The organism is Paenarthrobacter sp. NCHU4564 (assembly GCF_052156435.1).
In the GTDB taxonomy this organism is placed as follows: domain Bacteria; phylum Actinomycetota; class Actinomycetes; order Actinomycetales; family Micrococcaceae; genus Arthrobacter.
This window is the reverse complement of sequence record NZ_JBQLIS010000010.1, coordinates 54,172-74,446: the sequence shown is the minus strand read 5'-3', so window position 1 is coordinate 74,446 and position 20,275 is coordinate 54,172. Positions and strand designations below refer to the sequence as shown.

20 protein-coding genes are annotated in these 20,275 nt (G+C 62.8%); 8 read left to right on the top strand and 12 right to left on the bottom strand.

Going from position 1 to position 20,275, the window contains the following annotated elements; all coding sequences use genetic code 11:
- Together ACSVIE_RS12085 and ACSVIE_RS12080 are read right to left on the bottom strand one after the other, a co-directional pair.
- The gene (locus tag ACSVIE_RS12085) at positions 1-153 is read right to left on the bottom strand and encodes a hypothetical protein (RefSeq protein ID WP_442423979.1); all 153 of its coding nucleotides are present in this window, start codon (positions 151-153) and stop codon (positions 1-3) included.
- 338 nt (positions 154-491) lie between these two features.
- Entirely contained in the window at positions 492-899 is a 408-nt protein-coding gene (locus ACSVIE_RS12080) for a hypothetical protein (protein ID WP_442423978.1), read from the bottom strand.
- A 167-nt stretch (positions 900-1,066) separates the two neighbouring features.
- Between ACSVIE_RS12080 and ACSVIE_RS12075 the strand changes: the two genes are divergently transcribed.
- A complete protein-coding gene (locus tag ACSVIE_RS12075; protein ID WP_442423977.1) occupies positions 1,067-2,317 on the top strand; it encodes a plasmid pRiA4b ORF-3 family protein in 1,251 nt (416 codons plus the stop codon).
- Between the two features lie 44 nt (positions 2,318-2,361).
- Here ACSVIE_RS12075 and ACSVIE_RS12070 read toward each other — a convergent pair whose 3' ends face one another.
- From ACSVIE_RS12070 to ACSVIE_RS12050, 5 genes are all read right to left on the bottom strand, one after another.
- Positions 2,362-4,338, bottom strand: coding sequence for a protein kinase domain-containing protein (locus ACSVIE_RS12070; protein ID WP_442423976.1), 1,977 nt, complete (start codon positions 4,336-4,338; stop codon positions 2,362-2,364).
- On the bottom strand, positions 4,335-5,072 hold the full coding sequence (locus ACSVIE_RS12065) for a hypothetical protein (protein WP_442423975.1): 738 nt from the start codon (positions 5,070-5,072) through the stop codon (positions 4,335-4,337). Before ACSVIE_RS12065 ends, ACSVIE_RS12070 begins: the two co-directional genes overlap by 4 nt.
- 17 nt (positions 5,073-5,089) lie before the next feature.
- Positions 5,090-5,839: an FHA domain-containing protein gene (locus ACSVIE_RS12060; RefSeq protein WP_426006377.1), complete on the bottom strand. Its 750-nt coding sequence runs from the start codon at positions 5,837-5,839 to the stop codon at positions 5,090-5,092.
- Positions 5,840-6,245: 406 nt separating this feature from the next.
- On the bottom strand, positions 6,246-7,670 hold the full coding sequence (locus tag ACSVIE_RS12055; RefSeq protein WP_442423974.1) for a UDP-glucose dehydrogenase family protein: 1,425 nt from the start codon (positions 7,668-7,670) through the stop codon (positions 6,246-6,248).
- Entirely contained in the window at positions 7,667-8,830 is a 1,164-nt protein-coding gene (locus ACSVIE_RS12050) for a glycosyltransferase family 4 protein (protein WP_442423973.1), read from the bottom strand. The genes ACSVIE_RS12055 and ACSVIE_RS12050 overlap by 4 nt, the downstream gene beginning before the upstream one ends.
- 312 nt (positions 8,831-9,142) lie before the next feature.
- On the opposite strand from ACSVIE_RS12050, the gene ACSVIE_RS12045 reads away from it, so the two are divergent.
- Positions 9,143-10,891 carry an FG-GAP-like repeat-containing protein gene (locus tag ACSVIE_RS12045; RefSeq protein ID WP_442423972.1) on the top strand — a complete coding sequence of 583 codons (1,749 nt, stop codon included), beginning with the start codon at positions 9,143-9,145 and terminating at the stop codon, positions 10,889-10,891.
- A 119-nt stretch (positions 10,892-11,010) separates the two neighbouring features.
- On the opposite strand, the gene ACSVIE_RS12040 is transcribed toward ACSVIE_RS12045, so the two are convergent.
- Positions 11,011-11,448: a MerR family transcriptional regulator gene (locus tag ACSVIE_RS12040; protein ID WP_442423971.1), complete on the bottom strand. Its 438-nt coding sequence runs from the start codon at positions 11,446-11,448 to the stop codon at positions 11,011-11,013.
- Between the two features lie 142 nt (positions 11,449-11,590).
- Between ACSVIE_RS12040 and ACSVIE_RS12035 the strand changes: the two genes are divergently transcribed.
- From ACSVIE_RS12035 to ACSVIE_RS12020, 4 genes are all read left to right on the top strand, one after another.
- On the top strand, positions 11,591-12,013 hold the full coding sequence (locus tag ACSVIE_RS12035; protein ID WP_426006385.1) for an Hsp20/alpha crystallin family protein: 423 nt from the start codon (positions 11,591-11,593) through the stop codon (positions 12,011-12,013).
- 223 nt (positions 12,014-12,236) lie between these two features.
- Entirely contained in the window at positions 12,237-12,728 is a 492-nt protein-coding gene (locus ACSVIE_RS12030; protein WP_442423970.1) for a J domain-containing protein, read from the top strand.
- Positions 12,725-13,102, top strand: coding sequence for a hypothetical protein (locus ACSVIE_RS12025; RefSeq protein WP_426006388.1), 378 nt, complete (start codon positions 12,725-12,727; stop codon positions 13,100-13,102). The genes ACSVIE_RS12030 and ACSVIE_RS12025 overlap by 4 nt, the downstream gene beginning before the upstream one ends.
- Positions 13,103-13,428: 326 nt before the next feature.
- The gene (locus ACSVIE_RS12020; protein ID WP_442423969.1) at positions 13,429-14,760 is read left to right on the top strand and encodes a cell division protein PerM; all 1,332 of its coding nucleotides are present in this window, start codon (positions 13,429-13,431) and stop codon (positions 14,758-14,760) included.
- Between the two features lie 18 nt (positions 14,761-14,778).
- Here the strand turns inward: ACSVIE_RS12020 and ACSVIE_RS12015 are convergent, their stop codons facing one another.
- On the bottom strand, positions 14,779-15,228 hold the full coding sequence (locus tag ACSVIE_RS12015) for a hypothetical protein (protein WP_426006390.1): 450 nt from the start codon (positions 15,226-15,228) through the stop codon (positions 14,779-14,781).
- A gap of 11 nt (positions 15,229-15,239) precedes the next feature.
- Here ACSVIE_RS12015 and purN point away from each other — a divergent pair, with 11 nt between their 5' ends.
- On the top strand, positions 15,240-15,821 hold the full coding sequence (gene purN, locus ACSVIE_RS12010; RefSeq protein WP_442423968.1) for a phosphoribosylglycinamide formyltransferase: 582 nt from the start codon (positions 15,240-15,242) through the stop codon (positions 15,819-15,821).
- Between the two features lie 420 nt (positions 15,822-16,241).
- Complete coding sequence (locus tag ACSVIE_RS12005) at positions 16,242-16,877, top strand: hypothetical protein (protein WP_442423967.1); 636 nt, start codon at positions 16,242-16,244, stop codon at positions 16,875-16,877.
- A gap of 72 nt (positions 16,878-16,949) precedes the next feature.
- Here ACSVIE_RS12005 and ACSVIE_RS12000 read toward each other — a convergent pair whose 3' ends face one another.
- The 3 genes from ACSVIE_RS12000 to ACSVIE_RS11990 are packed head-to-tail and all read right to left on the bottom strand — an operon-like array spanning position 16,950 to position 20,220.
- On the bottom strand, positions 16,950-18,302 hold the full coding sequence (locus ACSVIE_RS12000; RefSeq protein WP_442423966.1) for an MFS transporter: 1,353 nt from the start codon (positions 18,300-18,302) through the stop codon (positions 16,950-16,952).
- Between the two features lie 45 nt (positions 18,303-18,347).
- Complete coding sequence (gene murQ, locus ACSVIE_RS11995; RefSeq protein ID WP_442423965.1) at positions 18,348-19,298, bottom strand: N-acetylmuramic acid 6-phosphate etherase; 951 nt, start codon at positions 19,296-19,298, stop codon at positions 18,348-18,350.
- Positions 19,273-20,220, bottom strand: coding sequence for an N-acetylglucosamine kinase (locus tag ACSVIE_RS11990; protein ID WP_442423964.1), 948 nt, complete (start codon positions 20,218-20,220; stop codon positions 19,273-19,275). Before ACSVIE_RS11990 ends, murQ begins: the two co-directional genes overlap by 26 nt.
- Positions 20,221-20,275 lie beyond the last annotated feature (55 nt).

Genomic DNA, 20,275 nt, shown 5'->3' with positions numbered 1-20,275 from the left:
TTATGCCGTGGCTGACAGGAAGGCGGCGAGCTCGCTGTCGGTGGGTTCACGCAGCTCGATCGGTGTGATGGCCGGCGTGGGCGCCAGGAAGTCATTGATGGACGTCTGGCCTTCGAGTTCAGGGATCGGCTGGTGCTCTTCGCTGATGTGCATACTCTTCCAATCTGTTGTTCCGAAGAGACGCTAACCCACGGTGTGCTGGTGCACAGGGGCGGACACGCACGCTTATCCAAAGCGGTATCAACGGCGCAGGCGGCGCGGCCCCATCCGGGGGTTATCGGCTGAAGCCGCGCCTGTGCCTCCTACGCCTGGGACGGGTGGGGATCCCGCCGGACAACGGGTTCCCGTCCCGAAGGCACAGGGTGAGAATATGCGCCGGATCCGGCGTCTAGGTGGTGGCTTTGGGAAATTAGGTGGCAGATCGGGTCCATGTGAGTGGTTGTGGGGGTGAAATTGAGTGGTGACGGAGCTTGGCCTAGGTGGTGGCGGGGTTAGCGCCGGCGCTCCGCGAGCTTCTTGTGCACCGCTTCCATGTACACCACGAGGCTGCCCACGGTCAGCGCGAGCCCGGAAACAACCGCCACCAGCGAGGCTGTGTCCTGGAAGGGAACTGCCAGCAAAGGACTCAGAGTCATGGCGTTGGCGAATGCGGCGCAAGCAAAGGCCCCCGCTTTCATCAGAGGAAACGCAAGGGCCCGCGGGAACAGCAGACTGACCGGCCCCACGACACCGAAGACTCCGAGCAAAACCACACCTACGTTCCTCAGCGTGGGGATATCCAGGGTTGATGGTTCACGGGGTGGTGTCGCTGCCGCAAGGAGGATCGCTGACCCGGCCGAACACACGATAACGATTAAGCCGAGGACCCGGAGGGCATGCGGATAGAAGAAGGTCACCATGGGTGGATCTTCGTCGGTGCAACCGCCGGCTAAGTGGCGGCAACGGCCTCCCCAGACGATGGCGCGTCAATCTAGGTGGTGGTGGCGGCCGATCTAGGTGGTGGTGTGACGGGGGCTAGGTGGTGAGGAATAGTCCCGGCTGGGAGGTCACTGGCACAATGTGCCATATGGCTGCATCCGTTGAAGTCCCTGCCCTGGAGCTTCGCATCTCCATCCAAGACGCGGATCCGGAAATCTGGCGGCAACTCGTCCTTCCTCAGACGGCCACGCTCGCAGAGGCGCATGAAGCGATCCAGGTGGCCTTTGGGTGGAAGAACACCCATCTTTACGTTTTCTATGGCACGGGGCCTGATGGAAAGCGGCGGGTCATCACCGTGCTCGACGACGAATCTCCGGTCGGTGCCGAGTCTTCGGCTGAAGTGGGGCTACTTGAACTGTTCGACCCTTCTCTTCCGGGCAGGTCGCCTTTTGAGTACGAGTACGACTTTGGCGACAGCTGGACGCACGAGATCGACGTCGTCGGACCGGCTGAGCTCAACGGAATGACCGTTAGGTGTACTGATGGAGCTATGCGTGGTCCGATCGAGGACTCCGGCGGCGTCTTCGGGTACGCGAACGTGGTCAGGGTGGTGGGGGATCAGCGGCATCCCGAGCACAGGGAAGCAGTTGATTGGCTTGAACTTGTGACCCAGGAACGGGCGTCCGCGTTTGACCCTACGAGGTTCGACCTGCACGCGGTGAACGAGGATCTTCGGCGATTGTCCCGACGGTTGTGGCCTTCCGAGGTCACCGAGGCAGACCGCGAAACCGCTTTAGCGCCCATCCTCTGGTTCTTAAGCGAAGCAGAGCCGGATGGTCTGCCCTTGACCAGCGCTGGCTACCTCAAGCCTGCATTCGTGAAGCACGCCATGACTGCGCTCAATTGGGATGACGGCTGGGTTTCAGCCGGCAGGGTCGAGGTCAGTACGTCGCCGATCCGAAATCTGCGTGAACAGCTTCAAGAATGGAAGCTCCTCAGAAAGTACAAGGACAAACTTCTCCTGACACCTGCGGCCCGTCAGCTTGTGGGGGACCCCGCTGGCCTATGGGACTACTTGGTGGCACGTTTAGCCACTCCCGACAACGACGCCGCCGCAGTTCTCCTCCCACTGATCGTTCACTGGGAATTGACGGGCAACGAGCCACCCTATGGACTCATGGACCAAGTCATAGAAGCCGCGCTGCACCGTGCTGGCTTGAGAATCACGGGCGACGCCCCTCCGTATTGGGCAGGCCAGCTGTACCACGAGGTCAGCCGGGGCCTGCACAGAATTGAACTGTGGGAGCGCCCAAGCTGGGACCGGGTCAGTGAACGGCTCTCGGACGTCGGCATTAAGTTTTTGCTGGACCTCCAGACCCGCCTGGGTGCCGGCAGGTGATGGCGGTTCCACTTGATGGTGCGGACACCAACCTGAGAGCGGTGTCACTGTCCGGAATCGGGTATGACCTTCATCTTGAAGTACAAATAGAGAACATCGTCTCCTGAACCGACTGGCAGCAATCCATCTGGCCCTTTGAGCCCTAGCTTCACCTTTTCTCCACGACCAAAAACATCGCCGTTTTCAGACCAAGTACCCGAAGAACTCTGCACCCTAAAGGAATTCTGTACGTACTGTAATTGAATGGGGGTGGCGCTGCTCACCGAGACTCCGGCCCAAACCTCAGAATGGTCATTTGGCTCGCCGGGTGTAGTGGCTTCGAGGCTGACATATAGACCCAATTGGCTGCCGCGCCCTTTCTGACCGAGTTCGGCAGTAAGGTTCGAAATCAGGGATTTTGATGCTCGGATGTTGTCTGCGGCATCGTTGGCCACAAAGCCAACCAGTGATATCTCATCGCCCGGTGCCACGTCTACGCTGTATGAACTGTCTTTTCCGTCTTCACCTGCCACCCATAAAAACAAGCGCTCATCGATTGTGGCGTCCTGCGGGTATCTGTTTGTGATGGAATTCAATACAGCGTGGTCGGCCGGAACTTCTGACGTATACGTTGTTCGGCCCGGCCCCCACCCACCGCGGCCAATCTCGGGCGACGCCAATGGTGCTGGCGTTTCTGGACCGGCGGGTTGACTGGGCGTTACGGTTACCGAAGCTGCGGGGGTGCTTCCGCCGTTTGTTCCCGACTTCATCCAAGTAGTCAGTGCCAACCCAGCCAGGCCGAGGCACAGGATGACAATTCCAATAAGGGCCAGGGGCCGGATGATCGAAGCGCTGACTTCCTTCGCAGGTTCATTGGCGGTGGTACTGTCTGGGACGCTGCCAGCTGTGCGCAGGGGCTTCCGGTCTTCGGTCGCGGAAGAAGCGGTTCCTGTGATCTCATCAATTTCATGCATGACATCCCGCATGCTCGGTCGGGACTCGGGCGCCGTAGTCAGGCACGATCTGATCAAAACCGCTATGGCAGTTCCTCTCTCAGTAGCTTCCAAGTCCGCGAAACCATCGGAGTCCGGTAGGACTTCCAGCGCAAGGGCTACCTCGAAGTCAGCGATGTCTTGCTTGTTGCCCATCCACGTTTCCACACTCGACCAGGGGTGTTTGCCCGTGAGCGCGAAAAACAATGTGGCTCCAAGGCTCCACACATCGCGGGCCACTACGTCTGCGGCAGCGTTTTGATAGCGCAGTACTTCCGGGGCGGTCCAATAGCGGCTTCTCATGGGGCGGGCTGTCCATGTAGCCTCCCGATCGAGACTTTTGGTGTACAGGTTTCCCAGATCTCCAACTCTGAGCAGCGGCAGGCCCTCTGCACGGGGAAGCTGTTCCGCACGCGAATCAAAGGCCTGCCCAAAGCCTGGATCCTCAGGAAAAAGCACGAAGGTGTTGCTGGGCTTAATGTCCCTGTGCCCCGTGATTTCGCCGTGGGGATCCTTGAGCGGTCGGATGCGATGCACGTTGGCCATGGCAACAACGATGGGTTGAAAGGCAAGAAGGATTTGTTCATGGGTAAGGCTCGCCCATTCATCCGAATTTATTGCATGGTTCAGCGTCTCGCCCGCATGCGGCATCAACTCCAGATAGATCCTGGAACTGGTATCGCGCTGTTCTCTCCTGCCTGCTGCGAGCAACGGGACAAGTCCGAGCAGATCCTCCGGCGACTTGGCCCGTGCCTCTTCCAGAGCCTTTAGGGTCAGCTGCCGTCGACGAAGCAGGTCGCTTTGTTCGAATTCGCACTTGCATACCAGTGGTGTTCCGCGCCGTAGATTGAGAGCATTCCACGTTTTGTTCGACCAGGTTGGCGGTTCTACCCGGTAGACGTTGGCGCTCCCGCCACTGCCCACCCGTTCACCCAATTTGAACCTGATCTTGCGAGGCTCACCGTCGGCAAGAACAGCGTCCATGGTGACCGTCCGGCCTTCCAGGTCAGGTCGTGGGCCCGAGTCCTCGACCTTGAGTTCGACAGTCATCCTGTTCCCTCCTTCGCGTGCTCTTCGCGTGAGGCATTGCTAACCCGATTGTTCCGGTGGGCCCTCAGCATGTCCTGGACATCTGGGGTCACGTCACGACGGTTCCTGCCGGCCAAGAGAAGTCCCTCCAGGTCTGCTGGGTTGATCCCATATCTGGCGGCTAAATCAGCCCTTGCCCTTGGCCATCTGTAGGTGTCACCGGAGGAAACGTCGATTGCGGCGTTGAAGTACGACTTAGCGGCCCCGTTCGTCAGCGGCAGCCCGTCTTCAAGGGCGCAAGCCAAAGCGTTTACTGCCAACAGCCAGTCGCTCGAGTTTCGGCGCTTCGGCTCCGGTGGCATTGCCGTGTCTTGTTCATCCTCGCGTGCAGGGCCGCACGAGACGCGGAAAGCTAACTCCACGTCATCACCAACGTTGATGCGAAGTTGTATGGAAAAGGGCGGGATGAAGGTCTGGGACCTGTTTTTCTGCAGCTTGGCAAGTCCCACACCCTCCTGGGTGACGCTGACGGTTCCCCACGGCTCTTGGTAAGACGCCACGGAGAGGCTGTGCCCGGAGTTATACATTTCAACGGCTCTGCGGGATAGGCCTTCGATATCGAAGTCGATGCGGTCAAACGGCACGTCCTCACCGAGGCCGTGGCCGATGACGAGGTAATGATGAGGAAGCAGAGACACCTCGCCGCGAGTGTCCTGACGCCGAACCTTCACTTCCACATGGTCTCCGATCTTCAAGGGACGCTGCCCGGACCTCACTGCTGGACCTCTTCGAAGGTGTACGAATCGCTGATGGCTCCAAACCGCAACGAATCACCTTCCTGTATCGGTGCCTCCTCGTAAATCGTTTGGCCGTTGATGATGCAGCGGTGCGAGTCTATGGGGGAAAGATACCAACCTTGGGCTGCTTTGTAGATGCGGGCATGCTGGCGGGACACGCTCTTGTGTGTGAGGACAAGATCGCAGGTTGGAGCCCGGCCGATCGTGATGCCTGCACCCGTGATGACACAGACCGAAGTGGCGCCATACCGGAGCCGTCCTTGTACCGGGGCGGGTTGGGTGTCCTCACCCGTTCCGCCCCTGCCCGAGCCACCCCAGTCCTGGACCAGATCGTGGAGTTCGGCGTCCGTGAAGGGCGCAGTCTCCGGGTCCAACAGCGACGTGGCTGTCGGATCTGCGTCACCTGTGTTTTGTTGGGCTCCAACAGGTTCGGGCGTGAGGACTTTCTCGGCAGAAAAGGCTGGCTGATCGAGAACGACTTCGATGCGAAGGCCGCCCTCCTTGGGGCGGCCTGGCCGCACGAGCGGGCTGTTGTCACGGCGGCCTGCCTCGGCTACGAAAAAGATCTCCATTCGCTGGGAAGGAATGTTGCCTACGCGGGCTTCCGTGCATGAGTACCTGTAGGACTCCCCGATGTCGTGGGCGAATGCGTCCAGTTTCCAATAGTTTGTGATTTCACTGAGGTCAGCATCACTGAAATTCAATGTCAGGGCCCCGACAGCCAAGCGGCGGCCTTGAGTGCTGGGGATTGTCGCTTTCCGAAGCCCTTGCTGGATTCGGGGAACAATCACCTCATAATCGCTCGCCCCCATGCTTTGGCCACGTTTTGCCCATATAGTCAGGAGCTCGCGCGGCCGCGGGAGGCATAAACGAACGCTCAGCCGTTGGTAGAGCATGCCTGCTGAACCCAGAGCAACGAAGAGAAGTATGCCAGCGACGATCAAAAGCTCCATGTGAATCACCCTTCTCGTATGGAGCTTCCAGATCAGCAGGATTGGCACTGGGGCAGCAAACAGAAATCACAAACTTTTGCGATCTTGCAAAACCTTGCCCACCGTTTTTGCGCAGTATGTCAGTCCGATTCGAGGGCGGTACGCCGAGCTGCAGATTGAGGAATAGCGGTGGTGAGTCCTACGCCCGCGCGTGCTTCTTCCGCGCCGCCGGCACCGCCGGCACCGCTGGCGCCGCCCCTGCCGGCGCCTCCGCAGCGTCTCCACGTTCCTCAGACGCAACCGACGCGCCGGTGCCCAACCCGCGGACCGTCCACCCGGCGCTCCGCCAGGCCTCAGCGTCCAGGACGTTCCGCGCATCCAGCACCATTCGCCGTCGTACGAGTGCGCCCACCTCAGCCGGCCGCAAGGCGAGGTATTCGTTCCACTCAGTCAGCAGCAGCACCAACTCTGCGCCTTCCAGGGCGCGCTTGGTGGAAGATTCGAAACGGATCTGCGGGTAGCGGATCCAGGCGTTGTTGATGGCTTTGGGGTCGGTGACGGTGACGTGCGCGCCGGCTGCGGCGAGCTGAGCGGCGACGTCCAGGGCAGGGGAGTCGCGGATGTCGTCGGTGTCGGGTTTGAAGGCGGCGCCGAGGACGGTCACCGTGCGCCCGGACAGGAATCCGCGGCACATTTCGCGGGCTACTGCCACGGCGCGGGAGCGCTGGTTGACGTTTACGGAGTCAACCAGGGCCATCCACTCGTCCACCGAGGGCACCTCGAGGTCGCGGGCTTGCGCCCGGAACGACCGGATGTCCTTGGGGAGGCAGCCGCCGCCGAAGCCGAGCCCGGCGTGCATGTAACGGTTGCCGATACGGGGATCAAGGCCCATGGCTTCGCTGAGTTCACTCACATCAGCGCCGGACGCGTCGCACAGTTCGGCCATGGCGTTGATGAAGCTGACTTTCGTGGCCAGGAAGGCATTGGCCGCGGATTTGATGAGCTCCGCCGTCGCGAAGTTGCAGACCAAACGCGGGATGCCGGCGCTGATCAGCGGCTGGTACACGGCGTCCAGGACGGCAGTGATCGGCTCACCGGCCGCGGCACCTTTGCCGCCCGGCACGCCGTACACGAGCCGGTCCGGCACGAGTGAGTCCTTCACGGCAGTACCCTGCCGCAGGAATTCAGGGTTCCAGCCAAGCAGCACATCGGAGCGTCGGGCCAGCAGCCCGCGGATGGTCTCCACCGTGCCTACCGGCACCGTTGATTTACCCACGACGGCGGCACCCTTACCCAGGTGGGGGAGCAGGCTCCGGGTAGCGGCCATCAGGTAGGTGAGGTCCGCAGTGTCGGAGGTTTTGGACTGCGGGGTTCCCACGCAAAGGAAGTGCACCTGCGCGTCGGCCGCTGCACCGAAATCGGTGGTGAACTCCAGCCGGCCATTCGTGCGGCCATCGCGGAGAAGCTCGTCCAGGCCGGGTTCATGGAAGGGAGCCAAGGCCTTGTTGAGCTGCTCAACCTTATGGGAATCGACGTCGATGCCCATCACGCTGTGGCCCATGGAAGCGAGGGTGGCGGCGTGTACTGCGCCGAGGTAGCCGCAGCCGATCACGGAAATCTTCATGACAAAGGTCCTTTGCTCTGGGTGAGTTCTGAGTCGGGGCCGGATGGCACACCCGCAATGACTTCGGTGTAGTGGCGCACCAGATCGGCTGACAGCACCGGCCACGTCCGGCCTTGGACCGACGCGGTTGCTGCCGTTGCGAACGCCCGGCGCTTGGCGTCGTCGCCCACCAGGTCCTGAACGTAGCCGCGTAACTGATCTAGGTTGCCGGGTTCGTACAACCAGCCGGTGCGGGAGTTCTCCACCAGGTCCAGGGGCCCGCCGCGGCCGGTCGCCACTACGGGGACTCCCGATGCCATGGCTTCCTGGATGGTCTGGCAGAAGGTTTCGAACTCGCCGGGGTGGACGAACAGGTCAAAGGAAGCGACCGCCTCGGCCAGTGATTCCCCGCCGAGGAAACCGGCAAAGTGCGCATCCGGAAGCGCGGCCTCCAAGGCCGGCCGCTGAGGCCCGTCACCAACGATCACCAGCTTGGTGTTCGGCAGGTCGGCCAGCACGGCCAGGTCTTCCACCTGCTTCTCAATGGCCAGGCGCCCCACGTAGCCCACAATCCGGTGACCGCTGGGCGCCACCGAGCGGCGCCACGCCGTCGAACGTTTAGCGGGGTTGAAGCGCGCGGTATCCACACCGCGCCGCCACATGTCCACGCGCATGATGCCGCGCCCGCGCAACTGGTTCAGCGCGAATGTGGACGGCACCAGAGTTCGGGTGGCCAGGAGGTGGATGTTGTCCACGCGGTTCCAGGCCCAGTTCTCCAGGAAGGGCACGCCATAACGGGCGGCGTAGCTGGGAACCTCGGTTTGGTAGATCGCCACCGTGGGGATGCCGAGCTGGTCCGCGGCCTGCACGGCGCGCCAGCCGAGCACGAACGGTGAGGCGAGGTGAACGACGTCGGGGGCGAAATCGGCAAGGATTCTCTTGACCCGATTCACGCCGCCCAACGCAACCCGCACATTCGTGTAACCGGCCAGTGGCACGGACGGCAGCCGATGGACGTACGCACCCTTCACGACGCTCGAAACCTCAGTGTCCGACGTCGACGGTGCAATCACCATCACCTCATCGCCGCGCTCCTGCAGATGCTCCAGCACCCGAAGTATGGAGTGGGTTACCCCGTTCATCAGCGGCAGGAATGATTCGGCAACGATTGCGATCCTCACGCCTTCAACGGTGGTCGGGGCGGTTGGCGTTGCGGGTTCGATCGGGTGGCCTGTGGAGGAAGAGTTGGTTAACAGGTGGTTGTCTGTTTTGTCGCACCCCGGCGGTAGACTCGCCTTCTACGACGCGGCTGGGGCGTTCTTGATGCTGGGGGTCTTTTCATGGGTGCTGTTGGGGCTGATTCGCGCGCGCTTTCTTCGCCGCGGGGCGCCGGGGTTAACGTACGACGGCGGCGCCTGGGGGCGGTGCGGACGGTGGCAGCCGGTGTGGGGCTGGCGTTGTTTGCCGGTGGTTTCATGGCTGCGACTCCAGCCATGGCTGATGATGTTACGGACGTGTTCACGGTAGGTGACCGGCCATCCGCAATTGCCGTGAACCCTGTGACCCACACGGTTCACGTGGCTACCTCTCAGGGCGTCTCCAGCTTTGGACCCGGCGCGGGGCACGTGGCGGCTAACGACCTACCGGCGTATGTGGCCGTCAACAGCGTGACCAACAAGATCTACGTGAGCACCATAAGCGGCTTTGTTTCGGTCGTGGATGGTGCCACCTATGGTGCACCGGTGAACGTCCCCGTCGGTGCCAATCCCGGAGTCTTGGGCGTCGATGAGTCAAACAACAAAATTTACGTTGGGGTCAAAGACGGTGTGTCCATCATCAATGGCGATACCAATGCCGTCACCAAGGTTCCTGTCAGTGGGGATACCCGCGACATCCAAGTGAACCCTGCTACGAACAAGGCGTACGTTCTGGCTGGTGGAGTCCTGTATGTGATCGACGCAAGCGGCAAGCTTAAGACGTCCATCAACATTGGAACGGGCGGCATCCTGTCAGTGGCCGTCAACGAGGCAACCAACAAGATCTACTTCACCACTCTGGCTCGCTTCGGTGCCAGTATCAGGGTGGTTGACGGGGCAACGGACAAAGTCACGAGCACAATTCCCATGTCCAACAATGTGGGCACGGTGGCCGTAAACTCCCAGACAAACAGGATTTTCGTGGCAGCGGATATGGGTTCGCCGGAAGGCGCGGTCAAAGTCATTGACGGCGTCTCGCAGAATCAGATCGCCCAGATCAAAACCCCAACGCAGATCCGCGAGATCGTACTGAATGAGGCCAGCAATAAGGCCTATGCCCTTCTCTCAGGCCGCGGCGTGACCATCATCGACGGTCAGGACAATACCGCCCATGCCGTTTATTCCGGCTGGGAACCGTTCGCGGCTGCCGTCGATACCTCAGCTGACAAGACGTACGTGCTGAACAATGGCTTCAGCTCCGTTGCTGTTATTGATGGGTCCGTTCCAACGCCCATGAAGAACGATTTCAACGGTGACGGGACGGCGGACGTGCTAGCAAGGGATGCGTCCGGCGTACTGTGGCTGTACCCGGGCGATGGCTCCGGTGGGTGGCTGCCCCGCCGCGCTGTAGGCCAGGGGTGGAACGTCATGACCGCCATGATTACTCCAGGTGATTTCAACGGCGACGGCAATTCCGACGTGATGGCCCGTGACGGTTCCGGTGTGCTTTGGCTTTACCCCGGTGACGGCTCGGGCGGTTGGCTGCCCAGGGTCCAGGTGGGGCAAGGCTGGAACGGAATGAGCGCAATCGTGGATATTGGCGACTTCCACGGCGATACGTTTTTGGACATCGCAGCACGGGACAGCAGCGGCACTCTTTGGATCTACCGCGGCGACGGTGCCGGCGGTTGGCTATCCCGGACCTGGGCAGGTACCGGCTGGAACGGGATGTCCGAAATCACCGGCGTGACGGACTTCAACGGAGATGGCGTACATGACGTCGTTGCCCGCGACGGCGGTGGCGCGCTGTGGCTCTACCAGCCAAACGGCTACGGCAGCTGGTTGGGGAGGACTGCTATCGGCCAGGGCTGGAATTCCATGAATTCACTGGTCGGCCCTGGCGATTTCGACGGCGACGGCCGTGCCGACATCCTTGCCCGCAACTCAGCAGGCGAGCTGTGGTTGTACTCCGGTGCCGGGGGTTCGGCGTGGCCTTCAGCTTCTCGGGTAGGTACGGGGTGGAACGGAATGACGGCAATTCTGTGAGTTGGCTCACGGCCCTGTAGAAGCCCGCGACCACGAGACTCTCAGAAGGGCCTTGAGTCCTCTGAAGGGATATACACGTGAGTAGCGCACAACTCCGGGCTACCTGACTTGCGTGCAACTCATTCCGTGGAGGGCTCCCCACCCCGTGCCCGCTTCAAGTCCTTCCGTAGCCCGCGATTGTCCGCGCGGAGCCCGCGATTGTCCTCAACGAGCCCACGATTGTCGGCTTCGAGCCCGCGATTGGCCGCTTCCAGCTCGAGCACCAGTTTCACACCGGCCAGGTTCAGCCCTTCGTCCAGGAGCATCCCGATCCTGCGCAGCGTCGCGAGGTCCGCTTCGCTGTAACGGCGCGTGCCGCCGTCGGTCCTGTCCGGAGTGAGCAGTCCCTTGCGTTCGTAGAGCCGGATGTTCTGCTGGCCCATGCCCACAAGTTCGGCTGCCACTGAGATCGCGTAGACACCCAACGCGTCACGCGGGGCCGCCCCACCAGGGGCGCCGAAAGGCAGGGCGCCGGCCGGTCCGCCGTCGTGCGTTTCACCGCTATCGGAAACCGCCACCGGCACCTCCAAAAACTTCCGAAAAACCTCTTGCACCACTTTTTGGCTGGTGCTATAAAAAATCTATACCAGCCACCATAGATCAGGAAGGCTGGCACAACAACAAAACCGCATCACTTGACCCAAAAGGAGTGAGACCACAATGCTGATGCGCACTGACCCGTTCCGCGAATTTGATCGACTCGCCCAACAGGTTTTTGGCACAACAGCACGCCCTGCCGGCATGCCGATGGACGCATGGCAGGAGGACGGACAATTCGTTGTTGCCTTTGACCTGCCGGGTGTCAGCCCCGACTCGGTGGACTTGGACATCGAGCGCAACGTCCTGACCGTCAAGGCAGAACGCAAGTCACCCGCAGGGGAGAACACCGAGATGCTCGCCGCTGAGCGTCCCCAGGGCGTCTTCAGCCGCCAGCTGATCCTCGGCGACACGCTGGACACCGAACGCGTCCAGGCCAGCTACGACGCAGGCGTGCTGACGCTCCGCATTCCTGTCGCCGAAAAGGCAAAGCCACGGCGCATCGAGATCACGTCCAACGAGCAACGGCAGGAGATCAACGCCTAGCCAATCGGCTCCGTCCGGGTCTCCCCGGGGGTGGCCTGGACGGAGCAAAGGACCGGGAACAGTGGACCGGCCGCATCGGAAATGAGGGCGCAGGTTTTCGCACCACGCCACGGCGCTTGTTGCGCAGAGGAAGCGCGGCCCCCGAAACTGTCTCCCGGGATAGTGGCCCTCGGCTCACGCCGAGGGCCACACCCCATCCACGGCACGTTTACCGGACACTACTGTGAGCAAGCAGCCTGATTACTACGCCCTCCTCAACGTTGCCCCCGACGCCTCGGCCCGGGACATCTCGCGCGCCTACCGCTCATTGCTTCGCCGTCTCCACCCGGACACCCGCCTGAATCACGACGCCGGATACGTCACCGGAGGTGCCGACGGCCAGGAACTCCATGCCATCATGCAGGCGTATGTGGTGCTCTCGAACCCGGAGAAACGGGCAGCCTACGATCGCGCACGCCGGGGGCAGCCTGTGCCGGGCAAGGGGACACCGGTCAAGGTCCGGGTGCATCGGCGCGACGCCGGAACCCAGCCGGACGTGCCGCGCCCGGAGGCGCCTCGCGGCGAGACCAGCCACAGCGGGCCGGGCCATGCCGAACCCGCCCGCGGTGGGCCAGGCAGCGATCCGGGCCGTGCGCAACCCCCGTTCATCGCCGGCCCCACCCGGTGGGCGCCGCCCAACAGATCCCAGCAGAGAACTCCAAGGAGTTACCGATGAGTGCATGGCGTCCCTACGACGGCCACATCATCCCCGCCTTCTACGAACGGTTCGAGAAGCGTTGGGGGAGGGGAACGGCCCCGTTCCTGGATCCCGAAGTCCACGAGCAACCCATGCCCCGGGCGCAATGGATCAACCCGGACACGGGGGCCGCGGTGGCAGTGGTGCCCATCTGGACGGACGATCCCGAGCACCGGTCCTTCGGTGTGTTCTATCTGCCGCCGGCGGGGGATATCTGGATGCTCAGGCCGGGGCCCACAACATTCGTCGAGCCGAGCAAGGGAGCCAGCCAGGAGCAGGTCACCTTGAGGAACGATGCTTTCAAGAAGGCCGTCAACCACGCCAAGGAGTTCATCTACGGGCCGCAGCTTTAGCCGACTCACTGGCCATGGGCGCTGAGACAACCCCGCTCATAAGAAGGCTGGTGCAACCATGGAGAAAATCCGTATCGGTAGCACCAGCTGCTAGTACGACTTTCTGTTGTTAGTTGTGACACCTATCCATTGGCCGCTCCTAGTTCCCGGCTTCGATTAATTTCCGGGTCTTTTGAGTCCTTGGAACTCCACGGGCGTCGCGTAGTACCACCCCTTGCGAATACCTCCCATCTTACGGCCGGTCACCACAAAAAGCTCCGGGAATCCGGGTGCTTCCGGGGCAGCCTTACCCGGCCGCGAAGCCTGCCGTGGCACGATAGATCACGATGAAACTGCGTGCTGATCAGACTGGAACCCGTGGCCTCCCCATGCCCCTGTGGCTGCAGGGCGGTCTGGAAGCAGTGCAGGCAGCCCTCATCTCCGCGGTGGTGGTGCTCCTGCCGTTGGCTGGTGTTTGGGCCACGGACGGCTTCCAGAACCGGAACGTGGACGCCCTTGCCAGGCTGGGGGGTCAGGCCTGGCTGCTGATCCACGGGGTTCCCCTGAACTTGTCCGCCGTGAATGTCGGCACGGCAGGACACCCGGGCTCCGGGTTGCTTTCCCTCATTCCGTTGGGCCTGACACTCATTCCGTTCCTGCTCGCCTGGCGGGCCGGCCGTCGTCTGGCCCGTGCCTCCTACACGGACCAGTTGTGGCAGGCCTTCCTTGGCGCATGGATTGTGTACGCGGCATTCGGCGCCGCCACGGGATTTGTGTGCCGCACGTCGGACGTGGTCATCAACCTGTGGCTCGCCATGAGCATCCCGCTGATTTCCTTCGGCCTGGGCATGGTGGTGGGTGCACGACGTGAGGCGGGCTCGTGGAGTCGGCTCATCGGCGTCGACGCGGTCGCCTGGCTCGCCAAGACCAGCCAGCATTCGCGATGGGCCGGATCCTACGTGGGGTCAGCATTGCAAGCGGGCTTCGTGGCCACCATGGCAGCGGTTTCCCTGGCGGCGCTGCTGCTGGCCGTGGACATCGTCTGGCATTGGGCTGACATCATCGCCGTCTATGAGGGCCTCAAAGCCGGAGCGTTCGGCGGTGCCGTGCTCACCATCGCCCAGCTCGGATTCCTTCCCAACCTGGTGATCTTCACGCTGGCCTGGATGTCCGGTGCGGGGTTCTCACTGGGCGTCGGCTCTACTGCCGGGCCTTTGGGAACAGCCGTGGGGCCCCTCCCGGCTGTCCCGATCTTTGGTGGGCTGCCGAGCGGACAGCTCGACGCCGGCCCCATGGCACTCGCACTCCCCGTCACGGCCGGGGTCCTGGCCGGATGGTGGTTCCTGCGCCAAGGGGAAAACCACTTTGACGAGTGGCTCTCCATCAAGATCAAGGCCCGCTGGTTCACCGCCGCGGCATCGACGCTCTTCCTGGGCGCGTTCATCGGTGCGGTAGCAGGGCTCTTGAGCGGGGCGCTGGCATGGATCGCGCGGGGATCGGCTGGCATTGGCCGGCTCACCGAAATCGGACCCCACCCGCTGTGGACGGCGGTCTGGGTGGCAGCGGAAGTGGGTATCGGCGTCGTGATCGGCTACGCAGTGGGGCCGTGGCTGGAACGCAGCCAGAAGCTGCGCGAGGCGAACCTGGACGAAAACGCGTACGACGACGAGCACGCCTAGGACCTGCGCCAGTGGTTGCTAGCGCAGCGGCCCGGGCATCGAGTTTTCAAGCTCCGCGAGGCACTGCGTCTTGGCCGACTCCGTCAAAGCCGATCGGGCACAATCCTGGTACGTGCTGACCTGTTTGAAGAACAGCGCCGAGGTAAGAATCAGCAGGCACATGATCGCGGAAACAACCAGCCCGGAGATCGTCCCGAACATCATGAGGCGGGGGTGCTTGTACTTCACCGTCCGGACCAGAACCACGATTCCCAACACCAGGCCTGCCAGCGTCAAAACAGCGCTCAACCAGACGTAGTTCACGTTCAGGGAGAAGACGAAAAACGATCCCAACGCCGTCAACAGGAAGGCACGGAAAAGGATCTGTGTCACGCTGAGCGCAGACTTTTCCGCCTCGGTGCGGGGCTGCTGGCTCGGCCGCGGGCCGACGTCGGGATTCATGTTTTCCAGCCTACGCGAGCCGCCCATAAGCTAGTGCAATGCGCATTGTTGTCCTCGTGTCCGGTACTGGTTCCAACCTTCAGGCTGTCATCGACGCCGTGAAGTCGGGTGAGCTGGACGTCGAGATCGCCGCGGTGGGCGCAGACCGGCCCGATACTTATGGCGTGGAGCGGTCCGACGAGGCCGGCATCGAGACCTTCGTGGTCAACTTCAACTCCTTTGAAACGCGCGACGAGTGGGACGCGGCACTGCGCGACAAGGTTTTGTCCTACGCTCCGGACGTCGTGGTTTCCTCGGGGTTCATGAGGATCGTCAGCGCGGACTTCATCGATGCCTTCAACGGCAAGTACGTCAACACCCACCCGGCCCTGCTGCCTTCCTTCCCCGGCGCCCACGGGGTCCGCGATGCCATGGCATACGGCGTGAAGGTCACAGGCTGCACGGTGCACTGGGCCGACGCGGGCGTGGATACCGGGCCGATCATTGCGCAGGAAGCCGTCGTGATTGAGCCGGGGGACACCGAGGATACCCTCCACGAGCGCATCAAGGTCGTGGAGCGCCGCCTCCTGGTCCAAACCCTGGCCGACCTCGCCTCCACACCTTCCCCCACCCCCAACTAGGTCGCATTTGTGCGCGTTTTGAGGGCTCAAAACGCGCTGTGCTGCTACCTACATTTCGTCTGGGGGCCCATGCCTGTGGATAACCGCGCATCCGCCCACTGATGTTTGTCAGCATGGGGCATGAAGACACCAAGACCCCTGCCTGATCCACTGTCGTCATTGCCGTTCACGTGGCATGAAGCCGTGAGGGCCGGAGTATCACGACGGCGACTCAGTCACCACAGCTTGGACTCACCCAGCAGGGCGATCCGAGTGCCCCGATCCGGAACCGACCACTCGCTGGTGGATGTGGTTCGGCCTCTAACCCGCATCACACCGTTCTCAGCAGCTTCGCATGCCACGGCCTTCCTGCTATGGGAGTTCCCAGGTTTCCTGCCGGGAAGCCACGAACCAGCCATCCACATTTCCAGGCCGGAGCCCATGGCTATCCCTCGGCGGAAGGGCGTGATCGGGCATAGGGGGCAGTTCTTCGAAGATGAAATCACCACCCTCAACGGACTGTTCATCACGACTCGAGCCAGGACGTGGTTGGACTGCGCGCGGAAGATGGACATTGACGAGATCACCGTGGTGGCGGATCACCTCATTCGAATCCCAAGGCCGGAGTTTGAGAACCGCACAGCGCCGTACTGCACCCCCGGCGAGCTCGAGGAGATGCTGGATCGTCACTGGGGGACACCCGGCATCCGCAAAGCCCGCCTCGCTTTGGAACAGGCGCGCGTAGGTGCCGACTCCGCACCGGAAACGCGGCTGAGGCTGGCGCTTGCCGAGGCTGGGCTGCCCACACCGGAAGTCAACGTGCGCACGGAGCTGAGTCCCGGCGTCGTACGGCAACCTGACCTGAGTTACCGCGAGTGGCGGGTCGCAGTCGACTACGAGGGTGAGAGTCACTCCGAGCCCGGGCAGATCGTTAAGGACATCCAGAAGGAAGAAGACTTCGCCAGAGCAGGGTGGATCCTCGTACGCATTTCAAAGATACACATGTCCACTGACGCAACAACCGCTGTGCGCAAGGTGAGGCGGGCGCTCGAGCAACACGGCTGGACCCCCAAGTAGGTCGCAGCTGTGCGCGTTTTGAGGGCTCAAAACGCGCACAAATGCGACCCAGTTGGGTAAGGGGGTGGGGGGTTAGGAGAGGATGCGCTGCTTTGTCTCGGGGGAGAAGAATGCCATCCAGAGCACGGAGACCAGCACCAAACCACCGGCCAGGGCGAACGAGGTTGCCAGTCCGAACTCGGGCCAGAAGAACGAGGCAAACACCAACGGCCCAAAACCTGCACCGATACGGGAGAACGTGGAAGCCCAACCGAAGCCTGAACCGCGCAGCTCTGTGGGATACAGCTCGGAAACGTAGGCGTAGAGCACGGGAATCGCCACCTGCACCACGAACCCGAAGACCAGCAGCCAGAACACCGCCGCCGAAGGCACGTCCACCACGAACGCCACGATCACCAGCGTCACGGCAGACAACGGACCCGTGATGGCCAGGATCCACTTGCGGCCCACCCGCTCCACCAGCAGGGCAGCAACGATCACGCCCAGAAGTCCCACAGCGGCCATGCCGGCGGTAGTGACAAAGGCCTTGTACTCTTCGAATCCCGCGCCGATCAGGATGCGGGGCATCCACGTTAGGGAGAGGTAGTAGACCAGCAGGACTGAGAAGAACAGCGCCCAGGCAGCGGTGGTGATCTTCCAGTTGAAGGTCCAGACATTCAGCAGCTGGGTCCACGCGCTGCCGGGGGAGAGGCGCGGGGCAGCCTGGGGTTCGGGCAGGCTGTAGGCGCGGGGCTCGGCTCCGGTGGCCCGGACCAGACCATCGATCACTGCGGCGGCCTCCTGCCTCCGCCCCTTCCGGATCAGGAACAGCGGCGACTCGGGCACGCTGCGCCGGACCCAGAACACGAGCAACGCCGGCAGCACCATGATCAGCATCGTCAGGCGCCAATCCGCAAAGGCGGCCACGAGCCCGGCGGAAACAAACCCGCACAGCGCAGCACCCACGGGCCACCAGCCGTCCATGGCGGTGAGCACCTTGCCGCGTTGCTTCCGGGGCGTGAACTCGCCGACCAGCGCGTAGTCCACGGGAATGCAGCCGCCCAGGCCAAAGCCGGCCATGAAACGGAAGATGCAGAACCACACTATGTCCGGAGCGAACGCGCCCAGGACGGTGAAGATACTGAAGATCAGGAGGGTGGCCGTGAACGCCTTCTTACGCCCAATGGTGTCCGCGATGGTCCCCCAGGCGAACGCCCCCACCGCCATGCCGATCAGGTTGGCAGTACCGATCCACGCGGCATCGGCAGGCTGCAAAGACCAGTGCTTGGACAGCAGCGGGATCAGGATGCCGTTGAGCGTGACATCCCAGGCATCGAACATGAAACCGAGGCCGCCGATCAGGAAGATCTTTCCCTGGACCTTCCACCGCCACGGCAGTTCCTGCACAACTTGTTCGCCGCTGGGCACGGCTGTGTATGTATTCATTTGCCCTCCTGCATCACACCTTATGCGCTGGGGCAGACAGCGGGGCTACCGGTGGCTTTCGATGGCCCGCCGCAGGAAACCGCCGGCCTCTTCCAACGCAGCCTTCGCCCCGGCCGGATCCAGTCCGGTCAGCAGCACCAGGATCGCAGCCTTCACGGAGCCCCCCACCGAGTCCAACGCTTGCGCCGCCTCAGCCACGGAGACACCCGTGGCGTGCTGCACCGTCCGTTGCGACCGTGCCAGGAGCTTCTCGTTGGTTGCCCGCAGGTCGACCATCAGGTTGCCGTAGGTCTTGCCGAGTTTCACCATCACCAGCGTGCTGATCATGTTCAGCACCAGCTTCTGCGCCGTGCCGGAGTTCAGCCTCGTCGAGCCCGCGATGAACTCCGGGCCCACCACCACCTCGATCGCTACATCAGCAAGGTGGCTCACGGCCGACCCCCTGTTGCAGGCCAGCGAGGCCGTAAACGCCCCCCGCTTCCGCGCCTCCTCCAGCGCGCCGATCACGTAGGGGGTCCTTCCGGACGCGGTAATACCCACGACGGCGTCCGCTTCCGTCACGTTGATATCGTGCAGGTCCCGCGCGCCCGCCGTGGCGTTGTCCTCCGCGTACTCAACCGGCTTCTGGATCGCCTGGGTACCGCCTGCGATGAGCCCGACGACGAGTCCCGGCGGTGTGCCGAACGTCGGCGGGCATTCGCTCGCGTCGAGTACACCCAGCCGCCCGGCCGTCCCGGCTCCCACGTACAAGAGGCGCCCTCCCCGCTGGAGCCGCTCCGCCACGGCGTCGACCGTTTGTATAACCGCATCCCTCGCCTCCGCGACTGCTGCATGTACTCCTGCACCGTGGTCCAGCATGGCCTGCACGAGTTCGTCCGTGCCCAGGATGTCCAGGTCCTTCAGGTTCTCCGCCGCGGCCTCGGTCTGCAGTCCGGCCAGTTCGGTGCGGAGGTCCGCGAGCTTGTCAGCGTCAGTCAGGCCAGTTTGTTCCGTCACGGTGGATGTACCTTTCCTGGATGAGCCCGCGGCGCGTCGCAGCGAGGGCAGCGCCATCCAGGCCATCACCCAGCGGCTCCACCACTTCAATCCCAGCCGAAGCCAGGGACTTCCGCAAGAGTTCCGCGAAGAACTCCGACTCCACCACCCCGCCAAGCATGGCCACACGGGGAGAGCTGCTGTCGTCGCCCTCGGAGGCCAACTTAACAGTGGTGGTCAGGATGCGGCAGGCCTCGCCGACGATCTTAAGTGCGACGTCGTCACCCGCCTCCGCTGCGTGCAGAACCAGCGGCGTGAACCGGGCCATGGCGCGGTAGGGGTTCTCCTGCTTGGCCAACCAGCCCGGGAGCAGTTCGGGCGACTCAACCAGGGCGCCCGCCGCAGCCAGCAGCGATGTTGTTGGGCCGCCGTCGTACGCGTGCAGAACTGCCTGGAGGCCCTGCTGGCCGATCCACCGGCCGCTGCCTTGATCGCCAAGATAGGGTCCCCAGCCGTCCGCACGGTGGAGGACACCGGACCCGTCAAAACGAAAGGCCACTGCACCGGTCCCCACGATCAAGGTGGTGCCCGGTCCGCCCTGCAGTGCCCCCAACTGCGCTGCCGTGGCGTCCGAGAGTACAGCTGCGGGGACGCTGAACCGGTTGGACAACATGGTGGCGAGCTCCCGGGACTTCTCCGCGGACGCCTCCACACCGGCCACCGCTGCCCCTACCGCCGTGAGGGTGCTGATGGGCAACGACGGAGGAAGCAGGGCCGTTGTCTCAAGGAGGAGCTCGAACGCCAGGGTTGGCCCGTTGTCCACGTGCACCCCGGGAAAGCCGTGCTGGTCCGCCGCACCAAGGAGCTCATCGCCGGACCGCAGCTCCACGCGGCAACGGCTTTTCCCAACATCGGCAACAAGAACGACCTCGGTGGCTTCCATGGATCAACCCTATGTTGCAGGACGCAAAACCAGCCATGCAACGAAACACGATAAA

Coding starts and splice junctions, on each gene's coding strand:
- ACSVIE_RS12070 (WP_442423976.1), bottom strand. CDS start 4,338: ATGACTGTCGAACTCAAGGTCGAGGACTCGGGCCCACGACCTGACCTG.
- ACSVIE_RS12035 (WP_426006385.1), top strand. CDS start 11,591: ATGCTGATGCGCACTGACCCGTTCCGCGAATTTGATCGACTCGCCCAA.
- ACSVIE_RS12075 (WP_442423977.1), top strand. CDS start 1,067: ATGGCTGCATCCGTTGAAGTCCCTGCCCTGGAGCTTCGCATCTCCATC.
- purN (WP_442423968.1), top strand. CDS start 15,240: ATGCGCATTGTTGTCCTCGTGTCCGGTACTGGTTCCAACCTTCAGGCT.
- ACSVIE_RS12005 (WP_442423967.1), top strand. CDS start 16,242: ATGGCTATCCCTCGGCGGAAGGGCGTGATCGGGCATAGGGGGCAGTTC.
- ACSVIE_RS12025 (WP_426006388.1), top strand. CDS start 12,725: ATGAGTGCATGGCGTCCCTACGACGGCCACATCATCCCCGCCTTCTAC.
- ACSVIE_RS12000 (WP_442423966.1), bottom strand. CDS start 18,302: ATGAATACATACACAGCCGTGCCCAGCGGCGAACAAGTTGTGCAGGAA.
- ACSVIE_RS12055 (WP_442423974.1), bottom strand. CDS start 7,670: ATGAAGATTTCCGTGATCGGCTGCGGCTACCTCGGCGCAGTACACGCC.
- ACSVIE_RS12015 (WP_426006390.1), bottom strand. CDS start 15,228: ATGGGCGGCTCGCGTAGGCTGGAAAACATGAATCCCGACGTCGGCCCG.
- ACSVIE_RS12085 (WP_442423979.1), bottom strand. CDS start 153: ATGCACATCAGCGAAGAGCACCAGCCGATCCCTGAACTCGAAGGCCAG.
- ACSVIE_RS12020 (WP_442423969.1), top strand. CDS start 13,429: ATGAAACTGCGTGCTGATCAGACTGGAACCCGTGGCCTCCCCATGCCC.
- ACSVIE_RS11990 (WP_442423964.1), bottom strand. CDS start 20,220: ATGGAAGCCACCGAGGTCGTTCTTGTTGCCGATGTTGGGAAAAGCCGT.
- ACSVIE_RS12045 (WP_442423972.1), top strand. CDS start 9,143: ATGGCTGATGATGTTACGGACGTGTTCACGGTAGGTGACCGGCCATCC.
- ACSVIE_RS12080 (WP_442423978.1), bottom strand. CDS start 899: ATGGTGACCTTCTTCTATCCGCATGCCCTCCGGGTCCTCGGCTTAATC.